Annotated in this window: 19 protein-coding genes; 12 read left to right on the forward strand and 7 right to left on the reverse strand. The window is 62.5% G+C overall.

Annotated features, from left to right (window positions below; all coding sequences use genetic code 11):
* The first annotated feature begins 145 nt into the window (after positions 1-145).
* Positions 146-1009 (forward strand): MBL fold metallo-hydrolase, encoded by an 864-nt coding sequence (locus tag CKW07_RS08135; protein ID WP_095144422.1) that lies wholly within the window; start codon positions 146-148, stop codon positions 1007-1009.
* A 30-nt stretch (positions 1010-1039) separates the two neighbouring features.
* Here CKW07_RS08135 and bkdR read toward each other — a convergent pair whose 3' ends face one another.
* Entirely contained in the window at positions 1040-1528 is a 489-nt protein-coding gene (gene bkdR / locus CKW07_RS08140) for a Bkd operon transcriptional regulator BkdR (protein ID WP_095144423.1), read from the reverse strand.
* A 185-nt stretch (positions 1529-1713) separates the two neighbouring features.
* On the opposite strand from bkdR, the gene CKW07_RS08145 reads away from it, so the two are divergent.
* The 5 genes from CKW07_RS08145 to CKW07_RS08165 all read left to right on the forward strand — a co-directional run bounded on the left by CKW07_RS08145 (position 1714) and on the right by CKW07_RS08165 (position 7915).
* Positions 1714-2949, forward strand: a complete 1236-nt coding sequence (locus CKW07_RS08145; RefSeq protein WP_095079113.1) for a 3-methyl-2-oxobutanoate dehydrogenase (2-methylpropanoyl-transferring) subunit alpha — start codon at positions 1714-1716, stop codon at positions 2947-2949.
* 1 nt (position 2950) lies between these two features.
* The gene (locus tag CKW07_RS08150) at positions 2951-4009 is read left to right on the forward strand and encodes an alpha-ketoacid dehydrogenase subunit beta (protein WP_095079114.1); all 1059 of its coding nucleotides are present in this window, start codon (positions 2951-2953) and stop codon (positions 4007-4009) included.
* Positions 4010-5293, forward strand: coding sequence for a dihydrolipoamide acetyltransferase family protein (locus CKW07_RS08155; protein WP_095144424.1), 1284 nt, complete (start codon positions 4010-4012; stop codon positions 5291-5293).
* A gap of 3 nt (positions 5294-5296) precedes the next feature.
* On the forward strand, positions 5297-6679 hold the full coding sequence (gene lpdA / locus CKW07_RS08160; RefSeq protein WP_095144425.1) for a dihydrolipoyl dehydrogenase: 1383 nt from the start codon (positions 5297-5299) through the stop codon (positions 6677-6679).
* A 216-nt stretch (positions 6680-6895) separates the two neighbouring features.
* Entirely contained in the window at positions 6896-7915 is a 1020-nt protein-coding gene (locus CKW07_RS08165) for a branched-chain amino acid aminotransferase (RefSeq protein ID WP_095144426.1), read from the forward strand.
* Between the two features lie 71 nt (positions 7916-7986).
* Here the strand turns inward: CKW07_RS08165 and CKW07_RS08170 are convergent, their stop codons facing one another.
* Entirely contained in the window at positions 7987-8874 is an 888-nt protein-coding gene (locus CKW07_RS08170; protein ID WP_095144427.1) for a LysR substrate-binding domain-containing protein, read from the reverse strand.
* Positions 8875-8979: 105 nt separating this feature from the next.
* Between CKW07_RS08170 and CKW07_RS08175 the strand changes: the two genes are divergently transcribed.
* On the forward strand, positions 8980-9588 hold the full coding sequence (locus CKW07_RS08175; protein WP_095144428.1) for a LysE family translocator: 609 nt from the start codon (positions 8980-8982) through the stop codon (positions 9586-9588).
* Here the strand turns inward: CKW07_RS08175 and CKW07_RS08180 are convergent.
* The gene (locus CKW07_RS08180; protein WP_095144429.1) at positions 9585-10358 is read right to left on the reverse strand and encodes a helix-turn-helix transcriptional regulator; all 774 of its coding nucleotides are present in this window, start codon (positions 10356-10358) and stop codon (positions 9585-9587) included. The genes CKW07_RS08175 and CKW07_RS08180 overlap by 4 nt on opposite strands.
* Positions 10359-10438: 80 nt before the next feature.
* Between CKW07_RS08180 and CKW07_RS08185 the strand changes: the two genes are divergently transcribed.
* On the forward strand, positions 10439-11557 hold the full coding sequence (locus CKW07_RS08185) for a cytochrome P450 (protein ID WP_095144430.1): 1119 nt from the start codon (positions 10439-10441) through the stop codon (positions 11555-11557).
* 21 nt (positions 11558-11578) lie between these two features.
* Here CKW07_RS08185 and CKW07_RS08190 read toward each other — a convergent pair whose 3' ends face one another.
* Positions 11579-11917: an FKBP-type peptidyl-prolyl cis-trans isomerase gene (locus CKW07_RS08190; protein ID WP_095144431.1), complete on the reverse strand. Its 339-nt coding sequence runs from the start codon at positions 11915-11917 to the stop codon at positions 11579-11581.
* Between the two features lie 122 nt (positions 11918-12039).
* A complete protein-coding gene (locus CKW07_RS08195) occupies positions 12040-13170 on the reverse strand; it encodes a sensor domain-containing diguanylate cyclase (RefSeq protein WP_095144432.1) in 1131 nt (376 codons plus the stop codon).
* Between the two features lie 210 nt (positions 13171-13380).
* Here CKW07_RS08195 and CKW07_RS08200 point away from each other — a divergent pair, with 210 nt between their 5' ends.
* A complete protein-coding gene (locus CKW07_RS08200) occupies positions 13381-15189 on the forward strand; it encodes a monovalent cation:proton antiporter-2 (CPA2) family protein (RefSeq protein ID WP_095144433.1) in 1809 nt (602 codons plus the stop codon).
* A gap of 18 nt (positions 15190-15207) precedes the next feature.
* Complete coding sequence (locus tag CKW07_RS08205; RefSeq protein WP_095144434.1) at positions 15208-16302, forward strand: DNA alkylation repair protein; 1095 nt, start codon at positions 15208-15210, stop codon at positions 16300-16302.
* Positions 16303-16336: 34 nt separating this feature from the next.
* Here the strand turns inward: CKW07_RS08205 and CKW07_RS08210 are convergent, their stop codons facing one another.
* Positions 16337-17233 carry a LysR family transcriptional regulator gene (locus CKW07_RS08210; protein WP_095144435.1) on the reverse strand — a complete coding sequence of 299 codons (897 nt, stop codon included), beginning with the start codon at positions 17231-17233 and terminating at the stop codon, positions 16337-16339.
* A 134-nt stretch (positions 17234-17367) separates the two neighbouring features.
* Here CKW07_RS08210 and CKW07_RS08215 point away from each other — a divergent pair, with 134 nt between their 5' ends.
* Both CKW07_RS08215 and CKW07_RS08220 read left to right on the forward strand, forming a co-directional pair.
* Entirely contained in the window at positions 17368-19014 is a 1647-nt protein-coding gene (locus CKW07_RS08215; protein WP_095144436.1) for a GMC family oxidoreductase, read from the forward strand.
* A gap of 97 nt (positions 19015-19111) precedes the next feature.
* Positions 19112-20734, forward strand: a complete 1623-nt coding sequence (locus CKW07_RS08220; protein ID WP_095144437.1) for an MFS transporter — start codon at positions 19112-19114, stop codon at positions 20732-20734.
* 85 nt (positions 20735-20819) lie between these two features.
* Here CKW07_RS08220 and CKW07_RS08225 read toward each other — a convergent pair whose 3' ends face one another.
* Positions 20820-22259, reverse strand: coding sequence for a serralysin family metalloprotease (locus tag CKW07_RS08225; protein ID WP_095144438.1), 1440 nt, complete (start codon positions 22257-22259; stop codon positions 20820-20822).
* Positions 22260-22378: the final 119 nt, after the last annotated feature.

Here is a 22378-nt window from a genome sequence, read left to right on the forward strand (position 1 = left end):
TGCGAAAAAGCCGGGAACGCCCGGTATCGATGCCTGACAGGATAGAGCCCCGCAGGCTTTTTTCCTTCATTGAATTGCATGGGGGCTGGTCAGCACAGGGAAAATGCCACTACGCTCAAGGCTTGTCCTGAATGAATCGCCCACCATGCCTGCCTTGATTGAAGCTTTTTTCGACCCCGCGTCATCGACCTTTACCTATGTCATCTATGACCACGATGGCGGGGCCTGCGCCATCGTCGATCCGGTGCTCGACTACGACCCCGCGGCCGGGCGAACGGCAACCACCCAGGCCGACCGCGTGATCGCCTTCGTGCGTGCGCACCGGCTACAGGTGCAATGGCTGCTGGAAACCCATGCCCATGCCGATCACCTGTCCGCCGCGCCTTACCTACGCCGCGAGTTGGGCGGCAAGATCGCCATCGGCGAATCCATCAGCCAGGTTCAGGGGGTGTTCAAGCGTTTGTTCAACCTTGAGCCGGAGTTCCGTATCGACGGTTCGCAGTTCGATCACCTGTTTGCCGCGGACGAGTCATTCATGATCGGCACGCTCAAGGCCACGGCCCTGCATGTGCCCGGTCATACGCCAGCGGACATGGCTTACCTGGTCGACGGCGACGTGATCCTGGTGGGCGACACCTTGTTCATGCCCGACGTGGGTACCGCTCGCTGCGACTTCCCCGGCGGCAACGCCAACCAACTGTTTGCCTCGATCCACAGGCTGCTGGCCTTCCCCGCCTGCGTGCGGCTTTATGTGTGTCACGACTACCCGCCCCAAGACCGGGAGGCGCAATGCCAGACCACGGTGGGCGAGCAGCGCCAACGCAACATTCATATCCACGATGGCATCGATGAAACCGCGTTCGTCGCCATGCGCACCCGGCGTGACGCCGGGCTGGAGATGCCGAAGCTGTTGCTGCCGGCGATCCAGATCAATGTGCGGGCGGGCAATCTGCCGCCCGCCGAAGACAACGGCGTGACCTACCTGAAAATCCCGATCAACCAGTTCTGAAACCCTGCAGCCAATGGCGCCAACAACAACTCAGAGGGCCAGGGTCAACCCATTGGCCGGCAACGGTAGCGCGGTTTTGTAGCGCACCTGCTTGAGCGCAAAGCTCGACCGGATGTTCGCCACCCCTGGGACCTTGGTCAAAAAGTCCATCATGAAGCGCTCCAGCGACTGAATGGTCGGCACCAGCACCCGGATCAGGTAGTCCGGGTCGCCGGCCATCAGATAGCACTCCATCACCTCCGGGCGGTTGGCAATCGCCGCTTCGAACTGCGCCAGGGCCTCCTCCACCTGTTTCTCCAGGCTGACGTGAATGAACACGTTGACGTGCAGCCCCAGCAAGTCGGCATCCAGCAGCGTGACCTGTTCACGAATCAGGCCCATTTCCTCCATTGCCTTGACCCGGTTGAAACAGGGTGTCGGCGACAGATTCACCGAGCGCGCGAGGTCGGCGTTGGTGATGCGCGCGTTCTCCTGAAGGCTGTTGAGAATGCCGACATCCGTACGATCCAGCTTACGCATGAGATAAAACCACCTGTTTTTTATGTTTATTCAGAATTTTTATCCTCAAACAGCCTAAAGCGCAATGAAACAGAGAGAAATATTCTTCTTGGGCCGGCCTATGATTGTTGTAGGACAAGATTTCTTTTATCGAAGAATGACCGTCAGCTCACTACAAGAAATTCACAAGATCGAGCGTAGAAGCCATGAACCAAGCGTACGAACCGCTGCGCCTGCACGTTCCCGAACCTTCGGGCCGTCCCGGCTGCAAAACCGACTTCTCCTACCTGCACCTGACCGATGCCGGCACGGTGCGCAAACCCCCAATCGACGTTGAACCCGCCGACACCGCAGACCTTGCCCGCGGCCTGATTCGCGTGCTCGACGACCAGGGCAATGCCCTGGGCCCATGGGCCGAAGGCGTGCCGGTGGAGATTCTGCGCCAAGGCATGCGCGCCATGCTCAAGACGCGGATCTACGACAACCGCATGGTCGTCGCCCAACGTCAGAAAAAAATGTCGTTCTACATGCAGAGCCTTGGCGAAGAAGCCATCGGCAGCGCCCAGGCCCTGGCCTTGAACATCGACGACATGTGCTTCCCCACCTACCGCCAGCAAAGCATCCTGATGGCCCGCGACGTGCCGCTGGTGGACCTGATTTGCCAGCTGCTGTCCAACGAGCGCGATCCGCTCAAGGGCCGTCAGTTGCCGATCATGTACTCGGTCAAGGAAGCCGGTTTCTTCACCATTTCCGGTAACCTCGCCACCCAGTTCATCCAGGCAGTGGGCTGGGGCATGGCCTCCGCCATCAAGGGCGATACCAAGATTGCCTCGGCATGGATCGGCGACGGCGCCACCGCCGAGTCGGACTTCCACACCGCCCTGACCTTTGCCCACGTGTACCGTGCGCCGGTGATCCTCAACGTGGTCAACAACCAGTGGGCCATCTCCACCTTCCAGGCCATCGCCGGTGGTGAAGCCACCACCTTTGCCGGTCGTGGCGTAGGCTGCGGCATCGCCTCCCTGCGGGTCGACGGCAACGATTTCATCGCGGTGTACGCCGCCTCCGCCTGGGCCGCCGAACGCGCCCGCCGCAACCTCGGCCCGACCATGATCGAGTGGGTCACCTACCGTGCAGGCCCGCACTCGACGTCGGATGATCCGTCCAAGTACCGTCCTGCCGATGACTGGAGCCACTTCCCGCTGGGCGACCCGATCGCGCGCCTCAAGCAGCACCTGGTGAAGATCGGCCAGTGGTCCGAAGAGGAACATGTAGCCCTGAGCGCCGAACTCGAGGCCCAGGTGATTGCCGCGCAGAAAGAAGCCGAGCAGTACGGCACACTCGCCGGTGGCCAGATCCCGAGCGCCGCGACCATGTTCGAAGACGTCTACAAAGAGATGCCAGAGCACTTGAAGCGCCAGCGCCAAGAGTTGGGGATCTGACATGAACGATCACAACAACACTATTGAGTTGGATACCGCCATGACCACCACCACCATGACCATGATCCAGGCCCTGCGCTCGGCCATGGACGTGATGCTCGAGCGCGACGACGACGTCGTGGTGTTCGGCCAGGACGTCGGTTACTTCGGCGGTGTGTTCCGTTGCACCGAAGGCTTGCAGAACAAGTACGGCACCTCGCGGGTGTTCGACGCGCCGATCTCGGAAAGCGGCATCGTCGGCGTGGCGGTGGGCATGGGTGCCTACGGCCTGCGTCCGGTGGCCGAGATCCAGTTCGCCGACTATGTCTACCCGGCGTCGGACCAGATCATCTCCGAAGCCGCGCGCCTGCGTTATCGTTCGGCTGGCGAGTTCACCGCCCCGATGACCCTGCGCATGCCGTGCGGCGGTGGCATCTACGGTGGCCAGACCCACAGCCAGAGCATCGAAGCGATGTTCACCCAGGTCTGCGGCCTGCGCACGGTCATGCCGTCCAACCCCTACGACGCCAAGGGCCTGCTGATCGCCGCCATCGAAAACGATGACCCGGTGATCTTCCTTGAGCCAAAACGCCTGTACAACGGCCCGTTCGACGGCCACCACGACCGCCCGGTAACGCCGTGGTCGAAACACCCTGCCGCCCAAGTGCCGGATGGTTACTACACCGTCCCACTGGACGTCGCCGCCATCACCCGCCCGGGCTCGGCCGTCACCGTCCTGACCTACGGCACCACGGTGTATGTGTCGCAAGTCGCCGCCGAAGAAACCGGCATCGACGCCGAAGTCATCGACCTGCGCAGCCTGTGGCCGCTGGACCTGGACACCATCGTCAAATCGGTGAAAAAAACCGGACGCTGCGTGGTCGTCCACGAAGCCACCCGGACCTGCGGTTTTGGCGCCGAACTGGTGTCGCTGGTGCAGGAACACTGCTTCCACTACCTGGAAGCGCCAATCGAACGCGTGACCGGTTGGGACACCCCCTACCCCCACGCGCAAGAGTGGGCGTATTTCCCTGGCCCGTCCCGTGTGGGCGCGGCTTTGAAACGGGTCATGGAGGTCTGAATGGGCACGCACGTTATTAAAATGCCGGACATTGGCGAAGGCATTGCAGAAGTTGAACTGTCGGCCTGGCACGTCAAGGTCGGCGACATGGTGGTCGAAGACCAGCTACTGGCCGATGTGATGACCGACAAGGCGATGGTCGACATCCCGTCGCCGGTGCACGGCAAGGTGATCTCCCTGGGCGGTGTGCCCGGTGAAGTCATGGCCGTTGGCAGCATCTTGATCAGCATCGAAGTCGAAGGCGCGGGCAACTACAAAGAGTCCGCGCAGCCGGCCGCCGTTGCCGAAGTCAAAGCCGAGGCACCGAAAGCCGCGCCCGCGCCGGCCCCCAAGGTCGAAACCGTGGTCGCCAGCAAACCGGCACCGACCTGCCGCCCAGCGCCCCAGGCGCCAGTGGCTCGCGAAGCCAACGAACGTCCGCTGGCATCACCAGCCGTGCGTAAGCACGCACTGGACGCCGGCATTCAACTACGCCTGGTTCAGGGCACAGGTCCCGCTGGACGTATTCTGCACGAGGACCTTGAGGCCTACCTGACACAAGGTCCTTCGGCCAAACCCGCTGCCGGCGCTGCCTACAGCGAACGCCATGACGAAGAGCAGATCCCGGTCATCGGCATGCGCCGCAAGATCGCCCAACGCATGCAGGACGCCACCCAGCGCGCGGCGCATTTCAGTTATGTCGAGGAAATCGACGTCACCGCGGTGGAAGAGCTGCGTGCGCACCTGAATGAAAAACACGGTGCCACCCGCGGCAAGCTGACCTTGCTGCCGTTCCTGGTGCGCGCCATGGTCGTTGCCCTGCGTGACTTCCCGCAGATCAACGCCCGTTACGACGACGAAGCCCAGGTCATCACCCGCCTCGGCGCCGTGCATGTGGGCATCGCCACTCAAGCCGACATCGGCTTGATGGTGCCTGTGGTGCGGCACGCCGAAGCGCGCAACCTGTGGGACAGCGCCGCGGAAATCGCCCGCCTGGCCACCGCCGCACGCACCGGCAAGGCCGGCCGTGACGAGTTGTCCGGCTCGACCATCACCCTGACCAGCCTGGGCGCCCTGGGCGGCATCGTCAGCACCCCGGTGCTGAACCTGCCGGAAGTGGCCATCGTCGGCGTCAACAAGATCGTTGAGCGGCCGATGGTGATCAAGGGCCAGGTGGTGATCCGCAAGATGATGAACCTCTCCAGCTCCTTCGATCACCGGGTGGTCGACGGCATGGACGCGGCGCTCTTCATCCAGGCCATCCGCGCTCTGCTCGAACAACCCGCCACGCTGTTTATGGAGTAAAGAATGCAGACTCTGAACACCACGCTGCTGATCATCGGCGGCGGCCCTGGCGGTTATGTGACAGCAATCCGCGCGGGCCAGCTGGGCATCAACACCATTGTCGTGGAAGGCCAGGCACTGGGCGGCACCTGCCTGAATATAGGCTGCATTCCGTCCAAGGCGCTGATCCATGTCGCCGAGCAGTTCCACCAGACCCGGCACCACAGCCAGCATTCGGCCCTGGGCATCAACGTCTCGGCGCCAACCCTGGACATCGGCAAGAGCGTCGAGTGGAAGGACGGCATCGTCGATCGCCTGACCACCGGCGTCGCGGCCCTGCTGAAAAAGAACAAAGTCCAGGTGATTCAAGGCTGGGCCAAGGTCATCGACGGCAAAACCGTGGACGTCGGCGACACCCGCATCCAGTGCGAGCACCTGGTGCTCGCCACCGGTTCGACCAGCGTCAATCTGCCGATGCTGCCGATCGGCGGACCGATCATCTCCTCCACCGAAGCCCTGGCGCCGAACAGCGTGCCCAAGCGCCTGATCGTGGTCGGCGGCGGCTATATCGGCCTGGAGCTGGGGATTGCCTACCGCAAGCTCGGTGCCGAGGTCAGCGTGGTTGAAGCCCAGGAGCGCATCCTGCCAGCCTACGACGCCGAATTGACGCAACCAGTACACGATGAACTGAAGAAGCTTGGCGTGAAGCTTTACTTGAAGCATAGCGTGCAAGCCTTTGATTCTAAATCAAACACCTTGCAAGTCATGGACCCGAATGGCGACACCCTGAGCCTGGAAACCGATCAGGTGCTGGTGGCCGTGGGCCGTAGACCGAACACTCAGGGTTGGAACCTTGAAGCGCTGAACCTGGACATGAATGGTTCGTCGATCAAGATCGACAACCGCTGCCAGACCAGCATGCGCAACGTCTACGCCATTGGCGACCTGAGCGGCGAACCGATGCTGGCCCACCGTGCCATGGCGCAAGGTGAAATGGTCGCCGAACTGATCTCGGGCAAACAGCGCGAGTTCAACCCTGCCGCCATCGCCGCCGTGTGCTTTACCGACCCGGAACTGGTGGTGGTCGGCAAGACCCCGGACGAAGCCAAGGCCGCAGGCCTGGACTGCATCGTGGCGAACTTCCCGTTCGCGGCCAACGGCCGGGCGATGACCCTGGAATCGAAAAGCGGCTTCGTGCGGGTGGTGGCGCGACGTGACAATCATCTGATTGTTGGCTGGCAAGCCGTGGGCGTCGGCGTGTCCGAACTGTCCACTGCGTTCGGCCAGTCCCTGGAAATGGGCGCGCGCCTGGAAGACATCGCCGGCACCATCCACGCGCATCCGACCCTGGGTGAAGCGGTGCAGGAAGCGGCGCTGCGTGCCTTGGGGCATGCGCTGCACCTGTAACCGTGCATCCCCTGTGGCGAGGGAGCTTGCTCCCTCGCCACAAAGGGGTAAAAAGAGCGATATCGGCAGGGATTGAGTGAGCAAGCGACGACTTTTGCCAATCCCTCCATCGTCCGGGCTGCGAAACCACCCCGGAATGAAGTATTGTTGTGCCCATCCAGTAAAACGCCAGAAGCCTTGAACCGTTCAGGCGATTGTTAAGTGATAGAGGGTGTCATGGGTAACGAGAGCATCAATTGGGACAAGCTGGGCTTTGACTACATCAAGACAGACAAGCGTTATCTGTCGCACTGGCGTAATGGCGAGTGGGACGCAGGCACCCTGACCGAAGATAACGTGCTGCACATCAGCGAAGGCTCGACCGCCCTGCACTACGGTCAGCAATGCTTCGAAGGCCTGAAGGCCTATCGCTGCAAGGACGGCTCGATCAACCTGTTCCGTCCGGACCAGAATGCCCTGCGCATGCAGCGCAGCTGCGCCCGCCTGCTGATGCCACAGGTAGACACCGAGCAGTTCGTCGAGGCCTGCAAGGCCGTGGTCCGCGCCAACGAGCGCTTCATTCCGCCGTACGGCACCGGCGGCGCGCTGTACCTGCGTCCGTTCGTGATCGGCGTGGGTGACAACATCGGCGTGCGCACCGCCCCCGAGTTCATCTTCTCGATCTTCTGCATCCCGGTCGGCGCCTACTTCAAGGGTGGCCTGACCCCGCATAACTTCCTGATCTCCAGCTATGACCGTGCTGCCCCACAGGGCACCGGCGCGGCCAAGGTCGGTGGCAACTACGCCGCCAGCCTGATGCCTGGCTCCCAGGCCAAGAAGGCGCACTACGCCGACTGCATCTACCTGGACCCGATGACTCACTCGAAAATCGAAGAAGTCGGCTCCGCCAACTTCTTTGGTATCACCCACGACGACACCTTCGTCACGCCGAAATCCCCATCGGTGCTGCCGGGTATCACCCGTCTGTCGCTGATCGAGCTGGCCAAGACCCGCCTGGGCCTGGAAGTGGTCGAAGGCGACGTGTTCATCGACAAGCTGTCGGACTTCAAGGAAGCCGGTGCCTGCGGTACTGCTGCCGTGATCACGCCAATCGGCGGGATCAGCTACAACGACCACCTGCACGTGTTCCACAGCGAAACCGAAGTCGGCCCGATCACCCAGAAGCTCTACAAAGAGCTGACCGGCGTGCAAACCGGCGACATCGAAGCGCCAGCGGGCTGGATCGTCAAGGTCTGATCAACGCCCCCCGGCACTGAAAAGCCCACCCTTCGCGAAAGCGTCGGGTGGGTTTTTTTATGCAGCGGCACCTACAGTGCCATGCCGCCCTGGGCCAGCAACCACTCCACAAAGACCCGCGTGTGCGCGCTGGCGTGCGGCGCAACCCCGTAGTAATAACGCGGCAACGGCATGCGCAGCCCGGGCAGCGGGCAGACCAGGCGTCCGCTCGACAGGTGGGTGCCCAGCAGGGACGTCGGGCACAAGGCAATGCCCTGCCCCGCCACGACGGCGTCAAGCACCAGGTGCATGTGATCGAACTGCCGGGTCAACTGGGTGGCTGCCGGTGGCTGACCAACATGCAGGGCCCAATGGTGCCAGTCTTCGCGGCGCGCCTTGGCGATCAGCAGCGTGTGCCGACCCAAGGCGTCGAGGTCATCCAGCGCCAGGCGCGCCAGCAGCGAGGGCGCGGCAACCAGCACCAACTCATCGGCAAACAGGCTGTGCGCCTCGATACTCGGCGCCCAGTCATCACGACCGCGACGAATGACAATGTCGAACCCGTCGCGCGCAGGGTCAGGTGCCTGGGTCTGGGTCATGACCTGCAGTGTGATCTGCGGATGTTGCGCGGTGAAATCCGCAAGCCGGGGTGCCAGCCACAGCATGGCGAAGGACGGACGGACGTTGATCTTCACCGTCGGCTGCGCGGCCTGCTGTTTCAGCGTGGCGGCGGCCTCGGCAATCTGCACCAGCCCGGCGCTGACCTGCTCATAGAAGCGCTGGCCGGCCGGGGTCAGCAGCGATTGGCGGATACGCCGCTCGAACAGCAGCACGCCCAGGTGCTCTTCAAGCCGTTTGATATGCCGGCTGACAGCGCTGTGGCTGACATGCAGTTCCTCGGCAGCCAGGCTGAAACTCTGGTGGCGAGCCGCAACGACAAAGGCGCGGACAGCGTTCAGGGGAGGGAGTGAATTTATCATGGGTCTAATTTTGTCACATATGCGCTGCATTTAAAGCGTTTGTCATGCCCTCGTCACCACGCCAATCTGCCGGCACACAGCCAGCGCCCCCCGTCGGAGCAAGACATGAACAGCTACGGACTCTTTTTACTTTTCGCCACCCTGACCATTTTGAGCCCCGGGCCTGGTGTGATCCTGACGCTGTCCAACGCCCTGCGCCACGGCTGGGCCGGCGCACTGCCCGGGATTCTGGGGATCGCCTCGGGGGCGTTTGTGGTCGCGGCCATCAGTGCCACCAGCGTCGGCCTGATACTCGCCACCTCGGCTCACGCCTTCACCGCATTGAAATACGCAGGCGCCGCCTACCTGCTGTACCTGGGCTACAAAAGCTGGCGCTCGGACCGTTTCAGCGCACTGTTGGAAACACCCGCCGCAAGCCCCGGCTATCGCTTCATCGAAGCGGCCTCGATCCAGTTGTTGAACCCCAAGGCGGTGTTTTTCTTCCTGGCGGTGTTTCCGCAGTTCATCGACACCTCCGCGCACTTCTACACCCAGTTCTTCAAGCTGGTCAGCTCCTACGCAGTGCTGGTGATCCTGGTCCATGGCAGCTATGCGCTGCTCGCCAATGCCGCCAAGGGCTGGTTGTCGAGCCCGAAGGGTTCCTGGCTGGCGGCAAAAGTCTCGGGCGTGACCTTTGCCGGCTTCGGCGTACTGATGGCCTCGGCCAGCCGTTAAGGCGCAGGGCTGGCGATCGTTCGGCGTCTGGTGTGGGAGGACGTGTGGGGGGCTGTCGGTAACTGGACCGGCAGTTTGATCGCGAACCGGCGGCTGATTTCCTTGCGCCCCGTCGCTGTCAACGCCAGCGCCCGGCTGTCCAGGTCCTGAGTGACCCATTTGCGCTTGATCGCGATCGTCAGCAAGGCCGCCCCCAATGCGCCGCCCAGATGGGGGCGACGCATGCTCCAGTCCAGGCACGGACAGGCAAAACGCCGGCGCAATGTGCTCAAGTCCTTGACCTCGGCCCCCAGCCCTTCAAACAACGCCTCGCCGCTGTCGCTCAACCGATACGCCTGCTGATCGGTCACCAACAACCACCCGGCCTCGAACATCCGGTCGTGCAGCAAGACCGCCAGCGTACCCGCCATGTGGTCGTAGCAGGTCCGGGCGAATTGCAGGCGATCCGGGGTGCGCGGGGTGAAGGTTGGCGTTGCGTTCTGGCCGATCACCATCAGCGCTTCCAGTGCCTGGGCGACGCGCTGGTCCGCAAGACTGTAGTAACGATGGCGACCCTGGACGTGCAGACGCACCAACGCCAGTTCCTTGAGCCTGGTCAGGTGGGCGCTGGCCGTGGACGCGCTGACCTGGGCAATGCTCGCCAGCTCAGTGCTGGTGCGGGCGTGGCCGTCCATCAACGAGCACAGGATTTTTGTCCTGGCAGGCTCGGCAATCGCGGCGGCGACCTGCGAGACGCCGACGTCATGTTGCTCTGTGTTCGATACGCTCATATTTCGCTCCCGGACGAATCGTCGCCCTGTCGAACCGCAGAGAATAGCAACACTTTCCACGACGAATAAGGCAGCGCTTCATGGACCCGATCACCGCCGCGACCCACGCCGCCCCCTACCCTTACTACGCCAGCCTTCGGGCTGCCGGCGGCTTGTCCTTCGATCCAGGCCTGCGCCTGTGGGTGGCCAGCAGCGCCGAGGCCGTCGCGGCCGTACTGGCCCATCCCGATTGCAGGGTTCGTCCGGCCCACGAACCGGTGCCCAATGCCATCGCACAGGGCGCGGCGGGTAAAGTGTTCGGCCTGTTGATGCGGATGAACGACGGTGAACGCCAGCGTTGCCCTCGATCCGCCATTGCACCGGGGCTGGAGATCATCGACAGCGCCCGCGTCCGTGATCTGCTCCGCACCCGTTCGATCACTCCAACCGCTGACGGGCTGCACGAGGCCATGTTCACGGGCCCGGTGTGGGTGGTTGCCGCATTGCTCGGCTTCACGGCAAGCGAAGGCCGGATACTCAGCCAACTGACCGCCGATTTCGTCGCCTGCCTGTCGCCCCTGAGCACACCCGAACAACTGGACACGGCCCACCGGGCCGCCGAACACTTGAGCGATTACTTCAGCACACGCCTGAACGCCGATGACGGCCAAAGCCCTTTGCTGGAAGGTATTGCCCTGCGCCTGAGCGAGCGCGACACCCTGCTCGCCAACCTCATCGGCCTGTTCTCTCAAACCTATGAGGCCAGCGCCGGGTTGATCGGCAACGCGGTGCTGGCGCTGATTCGCAACCCGGCGCTTGAGCGTGAAATGCGGCGCGACCCCGGGCGAATCGACGATCTGTTGACGGAAGTCCAGCGCTTTGACCCGCCCGTACAGAACACTCGACGTTTTGTCGCAGCCCCGTGCGAGATCGAGGGCGTGAGCCTCAACCCCGGCGATACCCTTCTGGTGCTGCTGGCCTCGGCCAATCGCGACCCGCAACTCAACGACCAGCCGGACACCTTGATCCTTGAGCGCCCGCAGCGGCGCAGCTTCACCTTTGGCGCCGGCCACCACCAATGCCCGGGCCAACAATTGGCCTTGCACATCGCCAGCAGCACCGTCGGTGAGCTCCTGCGGCAGGATATTGCTCGGGACCGATTGACCTGGTCCTACCGCCCTTCACTGAACGGGCGTATCCCGTTGTTCAGTGAGCGCTAGCCGGCCCACTGATGACGGCCGTCAATCGTCGCGGGTCAACACTTCCAGCAACTCAATCTCGAACACCAGGTTCGAGTTGGCCGGGATGGCGCCCATCGTCCGTTCGCCATAGGCCAGGTGCGCCGGCACCAACAGTTTGCGCTTGCCGCCGACCTGCATGCCGATGATGCCCTGGTCCCAGCCCTTGATCACCCGGCCGGTACCGATCACGCACTGGAACGGCTTGCCGCGAGACCAGGAGGAATCGAATTCACTGCCATCCTCCAGGCAGCCACGGTATTGGGTGGTGATCAGGGCGCCTTTTACCGCGGCTTTGCCGGTACCCACTTCAAGGTCGATGACTTGTAATTCGTCGTTCATTACCGCTCTCGTCTGTTCGCTGGCCCGACCGGGCGTTGAGGGGCAGGGTTTTCCCAGAAAACCGGCCGGTTGGCAACCTCATGTGCCCTTGCCCATCCGCAGCGGGTTGCCAGTATCGGGTGCTATGACTGTGCCAGCTTCACGGCTATGCCACCGTCGGGCGCAGTTCCTGTGGGCCAGCTTGCCGACTGCCGCCCCAGTCGGTACTGATTGTTGCCACTGCGCTTGGCTTCATACATCGCCAGATCGGCGATGTGTAGCAGCGTGTCCATGCTCGAGGCATGGTCGGGGAACACCGCGACCCCGAGGCTGGTGCCAATCTGTCGATGCGCCTTGCCGACGTTGATCGACGGGGAAAGCTCGCTGAAGATTTTCTGGCAGATACTGCGGGCCTCTTCCTCCAGGCTCTTGCCTTGAGGCAAGCCTTCGAGGATGACCACGAATTCATCGCCGCCGATCCGCGCGACGGTGTCACTGGCCCGCATGATATTTTTCAGGCGACTGGCCGTGGTCACCAGCACCTGGTCACCGGCCGCGTGTCCGAAAGCGTCGTTGATCGCCTTGAACCCATTGAGGTCGACAAATACCAGCATCACCCGCGTGGCATTCAGGCGCGCCTGCTCCAGCGCACTGGCCAGGCGTTGCTCCAGTACCAGGCGGTTGGGCAGCCCCGTCAACCGGTCGAAGTGCGCCAGGCGTTGCAACTGGCTGGCACTGGCTTTTTCGTCGGTGATGTCACGCACCACCCCCATCATTTTCACAATGGACTGCTCCGGCGTCTTGACCACATTGCCGGTTTCCCGTAGCCAGTGGACGCTGCCGTCCGGCCAGACCACCCGGTACTCTTCGTCATGGTTTTCCCCCGTTGCCAGGCACCGTAACTCGCCGGCGCGTACCCGCTCCCGATCATCGGGGTGCACGCAGGAACAGAACAATTGATAGCTGGGCACTACCTCACCCACCTTGAAGCCAAACATGCCGTAGATGGCATCGGACCAATAGAGTTTTTCGGTGTCGACATCCCAGTCCCAAGTGCCGATGCGGGCGAAGTACTGGCTGCGCTTGAAGCGTTCGACGTCGTCCAGCTCCGTGGGCGCGGGCTCCTCCACCATGACGGGTCGCACGGGCAACCCTTCAGGCATGGCGCGGTAGTGCGCCGTGAGTTGACGCCAGCGGCGCTCACGAACGATCAGAACGGCGATCAAGACAACGATCACCCCTACGGCGCAGAGACCAAGCCACATCGGGATCATTGATAAGTTGCCGTCATAGCGATTGCGATCCTGACCAGTAGTGGCGGTTGGTTATGTTAATCCAGCCTCTCCATGGCGGTACACTCTGATGTTTGCCGGGCACTGCGCCTTATCCACGGATGCACCCGATGCGCCACACCCTTACACTGCGCGTCGAACATGACGGCGCTAGCGCCGTGCATTCAAATGTCGAGAATCCAGGAGTGATCCATGCCACATGAAGGCAACCTGCTGCAGGCCGCAGTCGTTTTTTTATTCGCGGCCGTGCTCACCGTGCCTCTGGCCAAGCGCCTGCAACTGGGAGCCGTGCTGGGCTACCTGCTGGCCGGGGTACTCATCGGGCCTGCCGTGCTGGGGTTGATCGACAACCCGCAAAGCGTCATGCACATTTCCGAACTCGGCGTCGTGCTTCTGCTGTTCATCATCGGCCTGGAACTGTCGCCACGACGGCTGTGGGTGATGCGCAAATCGGTGTTCGGCGTCGGTCTGGCGCAAGTGCTGCTGACCGGTTCAGTGATCGGGGTGCTGGCGTACTACACCTTTGGCCAGCCGCTCAACAGTGCCGTCGTGCTCGGCCTGGGGCTGGCGTTGTCGTCCACCGCCTTCGGCCTGCAAAGCCTGGCCGAGCGCAAGGAGTTGACCAGCCCCCACGGGCGGCTGGCGTTTGCCATCCTGCTGTTCCAGGACATCGCGGCGATCCCGCTGATCGCCATGGTCCCGCTGCTGGCCGGCGTCGACCACAGCACCAGCACGGCCGAGAACCTCGATCATGGCCTGCGGGTACTGGGCAGCATCGCCGTGGTGGTGGTCGGTGGCCGTTACCTGTTGCGCCCGGTGTTTCGCATCGTCGCCAAGGCCAACCTGCCGGAAGTCTCCACGGCCACCGCCTTGCTGGTGGTGATGGGTACCGCGTGGCTGATGGACGAAGTCGGCGTGTCGATGGCCCTCGGTGCGTTCCTCGCCGGCCTGCTGCTGGCGGACTCCGAATACCGGCATGAACTGGAAGCCCAGATCGAACCCTTCAAGGGCCTGCTGCTGGGGTTGTTTTTCATGAGCGTCGGCATGGGCGCCAACATCAGCCTGCTTTTCAGCGCCCCGGCGACCGTGCTGGGCCTGACCCTGTTGTTGATCGCCCTCAAGCTGCCACTGTTGTACCTGGTCGGGCGCATGGCCGGTGGCCTGAATCGGCTGAGTGCCGTGCGCCTGGGCATTGTGCTGGCCGCTGGTGGTGAGTTTGCGTTCGTGGTGTTCAAGATCGGACGCGACCACGGCCTGTTCGACACCCGGCTGTACGACATGCAAGTGTTGACCATCACCCTGTCCATGGCGCTGACGCCGCTGTTGCTGCTGATGTGCGCGCGCCTGGTGAAAAACCGGGTCGAGCCGGTCGCCGTGCCGCCGCACCTGCGGGAAATCGACTCCGATACCCCGCGCGTGGTGATCGCCGGCATGGGCCGCATGGGGCAGATCGTGGCGCGGATCCTGCGGGCACAAAAGATCAGTTTCGTGGCCCTCGACACCTCGGTGGAAACCATCGAGCTGTCCCGTAGCTTTGGCGGCGTGCCGGTGTTTTACGGCGACCCGATGCGCCCGGAGATCCTCAGCGCGGCCAAGGTCGGCCAGGCGGAATTCTTCGTGATCGCCACCAATGACCCGGAGACCAATATCAAGACCGCCGCCTTGGTGCGCAAACTCTATCCCCACGTCAAGATCATCGCCCGGGCCCGTAACCGCCAGCACGTGCACCGCCTGATGGACCTCGGCACCGAGGCCGTACGGGAAACCTACTACTCCAGCCTGGAAATGAGCCGCCGCACCCTGATGGGCCTGGGGCTTAGCCAAAGCCAGGCCGATGCGCGCATCGAACGCTTCAAGCACCACGACGAGCAAGTGCTCGAGACCCAGCATGCGATCTACGATGACGCCGTCAAAGTCATGCAGACCGCGCAACAGGCTCGTGCCGACCTGGCGCGCCTGTTCGAGGCCGACCAGATTGAAGAACAATCGGGCAAGGGTTGAACCGAGGAGGACCACAGGATGAGTGACGCGACCCCCGCGCTGAAGGAAATCTTCAACGCCGAGCGCTTCGAACATATCGCCACGCAATTGTGCGCGGTGTACCCGCCGTTCGACGCCAGGGCGTTCCTGGCAATGGCCAACGACGGCTTGGGCGAGCTGTCGGTGATGCAACGCATGGCCCGGGTGGGTGACTGCCTGCATGCGGTATTGCCGCTGAACTACGAGCAGACCCTGGACATCCTGCATCCGCTGGCACCGCGCCTGAACAGCAGTTTTGTCAGCATGTGCCTGCCACAGTATGTCGCCACCTACGGGATGCACGCCTACGAGCCGTCAATGGCCGCGCTGAAGTACTTCACCCGCTTCGGCTCCTCGGAGTTCGCGATCCGGCATTTTCTGCGCAGCGATTTCGAACGCTCCATGGCGCTGATGTACGACTGGTCGCTGGATGCCAACGAACACGTACGCCGCCTGGCCAGCGAGGGTAGCCGCCCGCGCCTGCCCTGGTCGTTTCGCCTGGAACGGGTGCAGGCCGACCCGAGCCTGGCGGCGACGATCCTCGACAACCTCAAGGCCGACAGCAGCCTCTACGTCCGCAAATCGGTGGCCAATCACCTCAACGACATCACCAAGGACCATCCCGAGTGGGTGCTGGGCCTGATCGAAGGCTGGTCGCTGGAGGACCCGCGCACGGCATGGATCGCCAAACATGCCCTGCGCAGCCTGATCAAACAGGGCAACCGGCGGGCATTGGCGATCATCGGTGCCGGTGGCAAGCCTGAAGTGCGGATCATCGACCTGAAGGTCAACCCGCCGGTGATTGCCCTGGGGCAAACCATCACCCTGTCCTTTGCCATCACATCCACGACCGAGGGCAGTCAGCGCCTGGTGATCGACTACGCCATCGATTACGTCAAGGCCAATGGCAGCACGTCGACAAAGGTGTTCAAGCTCAAGACCCTGACACTTCCCGGCAAAGCCACCGAGACCATCGCCCGTGCCCAATCCATCAAGGCACTGACTACCCGAAAGCATTACCCGGGCCTGCATGCGGTGCATGTGCTGGTGAATGGCGAACGGCTGGCCAGCAGCGCGTTCGAACTGCTCCCTTGAAACACCCCGCCCTGCAGGCGCGAACGTACCGCGCCTACGGGGCAACGGGGCCCAGCAACAGCGCCTGCTCGCTGTCGCACAGCTGCACCACGTAATCCCACAACACCCGCAACCGTACCGACTTGTGCAGCTCGCGGCGGGTGCTGATCCAGTAGCTGCGCTGCAGACTTTCGGCGGGCAGCAGCGGCACCAGGCCAGGGTCGTTGCTGGCCATGTAGCACGGCAGGACCGCGATCCCCAGCCCCGCTCGCGCCGCCTGTTGCTGGGCAATCACGCTGGTGCTGTGGAACACCACCTGCGGACTGCGGCAGAAATTGTTGAGGAACATCAGTTCCTGGCTGAATAGCAGGTCGTCGACATAGCCGATCCAGGCATGCCGCGCCAGGTCTTCGCGACTGCGTAACGGTGGTGAGCGGTCCAGGTAGTCCTGGCTGGCGTACAGCGCCAGGCGGTAATCGGTCAGCTTGCGGGTCACCAGCATGTCGGCGGCCGGGCGCTCCAGGTGAATGCTGATCTCGGCCTCGCGGTTGAGGATGCTGACAAACCGTGGCACCGCCACCAGTTCCACCTCCAGCCCCGGATAACGATCGAACAGCCCTTTCATGCGGCTGGCGAGGAACATGATGCCCAGGCCCTCGGTCACACCGACGCGGATCTTGCCCAACGGCGCGGTGGACTGGGTGATCTCCTCCTGCGCCAGCAAGGCGACGTTCTCCATGGCCTCGGCGTGCTTGAGCAACGCTTCGCCGGCCGGGGTCAGCTCATAACCCTGGGCCTGCTGGACGAACAGCGCCGTCCCCAGGCTCTTTTCAATCGCCTCGATATGCCGGGCCACGGTGGCGTGGGTGGTTTTCAGGCGCCGCGCGGCGGTCAGCAACCGCCCGCTGCGTTGCAATTCGAGAAAAAACCGCAAGTCATTCCAGTCGAACATCTGCCATCCCTGAATCCATGCCTGTGGATCGCTGTTTAAAAACGCACAGCGGCTGAGCAAAAACTAACATTCTTTTACCGAAAACTAACAACTAGGATGGATCCCAATAAGAACAACACGCTGCGAGGTCATGGATGCAACCTGCCGTTGATGCATACGATTACATCGTGGTCGGCGCCGGGCCGGCCGGTTGCCTGCTGGCCAATCGCCTGAGCGCCAACCCGCAGCACCGGGTGTTGCTGCTCGAAGCGGGTGGGCGCGACAACTATCCGTGGATTCACATTCCCGTGGGTTACCTGTTCTGCATCGGCAACCCGCGTACCGACTGGTGCTACAAGACGCAAGCACAAGCCGGCCTGCAGGACCGCAGCCTGAGCTACCCGCGGGGCAAGGTGCTGGGGGGCAGTTCCTCGATCAACGGCATGATCTACATGCGTGGCCAGGCCACCGATTACGATGGCTGGGCCGCCGACGGCAACCCCGGCTGGAGCTGGAGCGACGTACTGCCACTGTTCAAGCGCAGCGAAAACCACTTTGCCGGCGACTCGGACTTTCATGGCGCCGCCGGGGAATGGCGGGTCGAACGCCAGCGCCTGTCATGGCCGATTCTCGATGCCTTCCGCACGGCCGCCGAACAAAGCGGCATCGCCAACATCGATGACTTCAACCAGGGCGACAACGAAGGCTGCGGCTACTTTCAGGTCAACCAGAAAGCCGGGGTCCGCTGGAACGCGGCCAAGGCCTTTCTCAAACCCGTTGCCCAGCGCGCGAACCTCACTGTGCTGACCGGCGTCGAGGTCGACCGCGTGCTGCTGGAGAACGGCCGGGCCAGCACCGTCATGGCCCGCTGGCAGGGCCAGGCCACCTCATTCAGCGCCCGTCGGGAAATCATTCTCAGCGCCGGCTCCGTCGGCTCGCCGAGCATCCTGCAACGCTCCGGTATCGGCCCTGCCAGCTTGCTCAAGCGCCTGGGGATCGGCGTCGTTCATGAACTCAACGGCGTCGGCGGCAACCTGCAGGATCACTTGCAGCTGCGGTTGATCTACACACTGGAAAACGCCCGCACCCTGAACCAGATCGCCGGCAGTGTGTGGGGCAAAATGGGCATGGGCCTGCGCTACCTGTACAACCGCAGTGGTCCGCTGTCGATGGCCCCCAGCCAACTGGGCGCCTTTGCCCGCTCCGGGCCGGAGCAGACTTCGGCAAACCTCCAATACCACGTCCAGCCGTTGTCGCTGGAACGTTTCGGCGAGCCCTTGCACCCCTTCCCGGCATTCACCGCGTCGGTCTGCGACCTGCACCCGCACAGCCGTGGCCGAGTGGAGATCAGCTCTGCCGACCCGCAACACGCGCCCTTGATCCAGCCCAACTACCTGAGCCACCCCGAAGACTTGCGAGTGGCCGCCGATGCCATTCGCCTGACCCGGCGCATTGTCGCCGCACCGGCCCTGCAGCCATTCAAGCCGGTGGAATACCTGCCGGGCGCGGCCTTGCAGACAGAAGAGCAATTGCACGAAGCCGCCGCGCGGATCGGCACCACCATCTTCCACCCGGTCGGCACCTGCCGCATGGGCCACGACGCCGAAGCCGTGGTGGACGCCCAACTACGGGTGCACGGCATTCCCGGCCTGCGTATCGCCGATGCCTCGATCATGCCGCGCATCACCTCCGGCAATACCTGTTCACCCACGCTGATGATCGCCGAGAAAGCGGCGCAGCTGATTCTCGCCGCATCGACAAGGAGCACCGCACCGGACAAACACCTGACCGCACTGTCTTGAAACACCTGCTCGCTCGCCAATGGAATAGCGGCGCCCGCCCACAAGGCCGGCGCTGACAGTGGAACAACAATAAATAAACACTGTGAGGGAAACCGATATGTCAGAACAGGCTCAAGCTGTCGCCGGAACGCTCAGCGCCGGCACCAGCAAGGATACGCAGAAAGTCATTTTCGCCTCGTCCCTGGGGACGGTCTTCGAGTGGTACGACTTCTTCCTCTACGGCGCCCTCGCGGCGGTGATCAGCAAACAGTTCTTTGCCGGGGTCAACGACACCACGGCCTTTATCTTCGCCCTGATGGCCTTCGCCGCCGGTTTCATCGTGCGCCCCTTCGGCGCCCTGGTGTTCGGCCGCCTGGGAGACATGATCGGGCGCAAGTACACCTTCCTGGCGACCATCGTCCTGATGGGGGTGGCGACCTTCTGCGTCGGCCTGCTGCCCAACTACGCCAGCATCGGGATTGCCGCGCCGATCATCCTGGTGGTGCTGCGCATGCTCCAGGGCCTGGCGCTGGGTGGCGAATACGGCGGGGCCGCGACCTACGTCGCCGAGCACGCGCCCATGGGCAAGCGCGGTTTCCACACCAGCTGGATTCAGTCCACCGCCACCCTCGGACTGCTGCTGTCGCTGCTGGTAGTACTCGGCTGCCGTTACTTCACCGGTGACCAGTTCGAAGTCTGGGGCTGGCGCATTCCGTTCCTGCTGTCGATCGTGCTGCTGGGTATTTCCACCTGGATCCGCCTGAGCCTGCACGAGTCGCCGGCGTTCCTGAAAATGAAGGAGGAAGGCAAGTCCTGCAAGGCACCGATCCGCGAATCCTTCGGCAACTGGGAAAACCTCAAGGTCGTCCTGATCGCCCTGTTCAGCATCAACGCCGGGCAAGCGGTGACCTTCTATGCCGCCCAGTTCTACGTGCTGTTCTTCCTCACCCAGTTCCTGAAAATGGACCCTGCCCTGGCCAATACCTTGCTGATCGTCAGCGTGGTGATCGGCGCGCCGTTCTTCGTGTTCTTCGGCTGGTTATCGGATCGGGTCGGCCGTAAGCCGATCCTGATGCTCGGCCTGCTACTGGCCACCGTGCTGTACTTCCCGATCTTCAAGACCCTGGCCCACTACGCCAACCCGGCGATCGACCGCGCCAGCCAGCAGGCACCGATCACCGTGCTGGCCGACCCGGCAACCTGCACCTTCCAGTTCGACCCGGTGGGCAAGGCACGCTTTGACAGCCCCTGCGACAAGGTCAAGACCTTTCTGGTCAAACAGGGCCTGCCCTACAACAGCGAAGCCGCACCGGCCGGCAGCAACGTGCAGGTGAGCATCGGCGAAGTGAAAATCGACGGTTACGACGAAGCCGCCCTGCGCGGTGCCGTGACCCTGGCCGGCTATCCACAGACGGCCGACACCCAGCTGATCAACAAACCGATGATCGTCGCCCTGATCGTGGCCCTGATCATCATCTCGGCCATGTGCTACGGGCCGCTGGCGGCGCTGATGGTCGAACTGTTCCCAACCCGCATCCGCTACACCTCGATGTCCCTGCCCTATCACATCGGCAATGGCTGGTTCGGCGGCTTCCTGCCGACCGTGTCGTTCGCACTGGTGGTGTACACCGGGGATATTTTCTACGGGCTGTGGTACCCGGTGCTGATTACCGGGGTCAGCCTGGTGGTGGGTCTGTTGTGCCTGCGTGAAACCAAGGATGTGGATCTGAACAAGAACTGACCCAATAAAAAAGGTCCGTCCACGTTGGCCATGGACGGACCTTCCTTTCAAGAGAGCGACGTCAGTCGCTCTCTTGCATTGAGGCTTACGCCACGATGTCCGTCATCGCGGCCTGGCCCACCGTACCCACGGCAAAGCCCGCCACACCCATGCCGTCAAGGTCGACATACAGACTCGTCTGGTTGGTTTCAGCGAAGTAAGTCAGGACCGCATCACCGGCATGGCCGGTGAAGCCGCTGACGAAGTTCAGCATTGCACCACCTGATGCGAACGGCGCGAGGCCCGACAGGTCGATCTTGTCCTGGCCGCTGGTGAAGTCCATGATCCAGTCCGGTGCACTGTAGTGAGTATCGCTGGCAGCACCAAACACAAAGGTGTCCGCCCCCGCGCCCCCCCACAAGGTATCGCCACCACCACCGCCGTAGAGAATGTCGTTACCGGCACCGCCTTCCAGCAGGTTGGCCACCGCGTTGCCGATCAACAGATCATTTCCTGAACCACCGATAGCGGCTTCCACTGTCACGCCATGGGCGATCGAAACGTTGCCCACCAGGCCACCAACATCGGAGAACGAGCCCTGGTTGAGGTTGATCTTCTGATTCTGGGTGAACCCGGAGAAGTCCAGTGTGTCGTTGCCACCGCCATCCCACACCGAGAACACCACTTTGGAGGCCGCCGACGTAGCGCTGTAGAAGTCGCGATCGGCGTTGGAATTAAAACCATACACGGTGTTATCGGCACGGGTATCCAGGTTGGCCCCGTAGAGCTTTTGCACGGCGACGATGTCATCCATCAACGGCGCCGAGGCATAGGCACCGCTGCCGTCCTTGCTGAAGTCCTGGTTGGTGTTGCTCTCGCTCCAGTAACTCATCAGGCTGTAGCCGCGTGTGTCTTGCGCGTAAGTGGCGTCGTTATAGGTCGGGTTACCGTTACCCGCGTTGTAGACGCCTGGATGGGACAGGCCCAGGCTGTGGCCGATTTCATGGGTCAGGGTCTGCCGGCCATAGTTGCCATGGTCCGGGGTTTTGTTGACCTGATACCGATCATTGATCAGGTACCACGACTGACCGTCGTAACTGCTGCCCGAAGGGAGATACGCGAAGGCAGCGCCACCCGTGCTGACGTTGTAGTTGCCGAAACTCAGGTGACCATCACCACTCGCTACACCTTGCGTGAACGTCACGTTGGCCACGTCCGACCAGGATTGCAGTGCGAGTACTGCCTGGGCTTTCTGCTGAGCGCTGAACTCGCTGAAATCCCCCAATCTCGAGTCGTAATTGGACGGCGCGGAGGTCATGAAACTGAAGCTCAGTTCGACCTTGCCATTACCGTCCTTGTCGTGCCAGGACATGTTTTTGCGCAGGATCGAATCGGCCGCCTGGTCGGCAGTGAACGACGGTTTCCCGTTGATCAGTTCCGAGCCGCCACGATCATACAAATGGCTGAAGGCATCGACCTGGCTGTAGGCCGAACTGACCTGGCCCGAGGTGGCCATCACTTTTTCTTTTGCTTTTGCCTGTGACATTGTTCACATCCTTGTTTCAAATAATCGATTCCGATAGACCACGGCGAGCCCTTCGCGAGATCGTCCTATCACTCGCCCTGCACTGCAGAAGGCGCAACAAAACTGACACAAATTGAAGC

Origin of the sequence: Pseudomonas sp. Irchel s3b6, assembly GCF_900187415.1 — a bacterium.
Taxonomy (GTDB): domain Bacteria; phylum Pseudomonadota; class Gammaproteobacteria; order Pseudomonadales; family Pseudomonadaceae; genus Aquipseudomonas.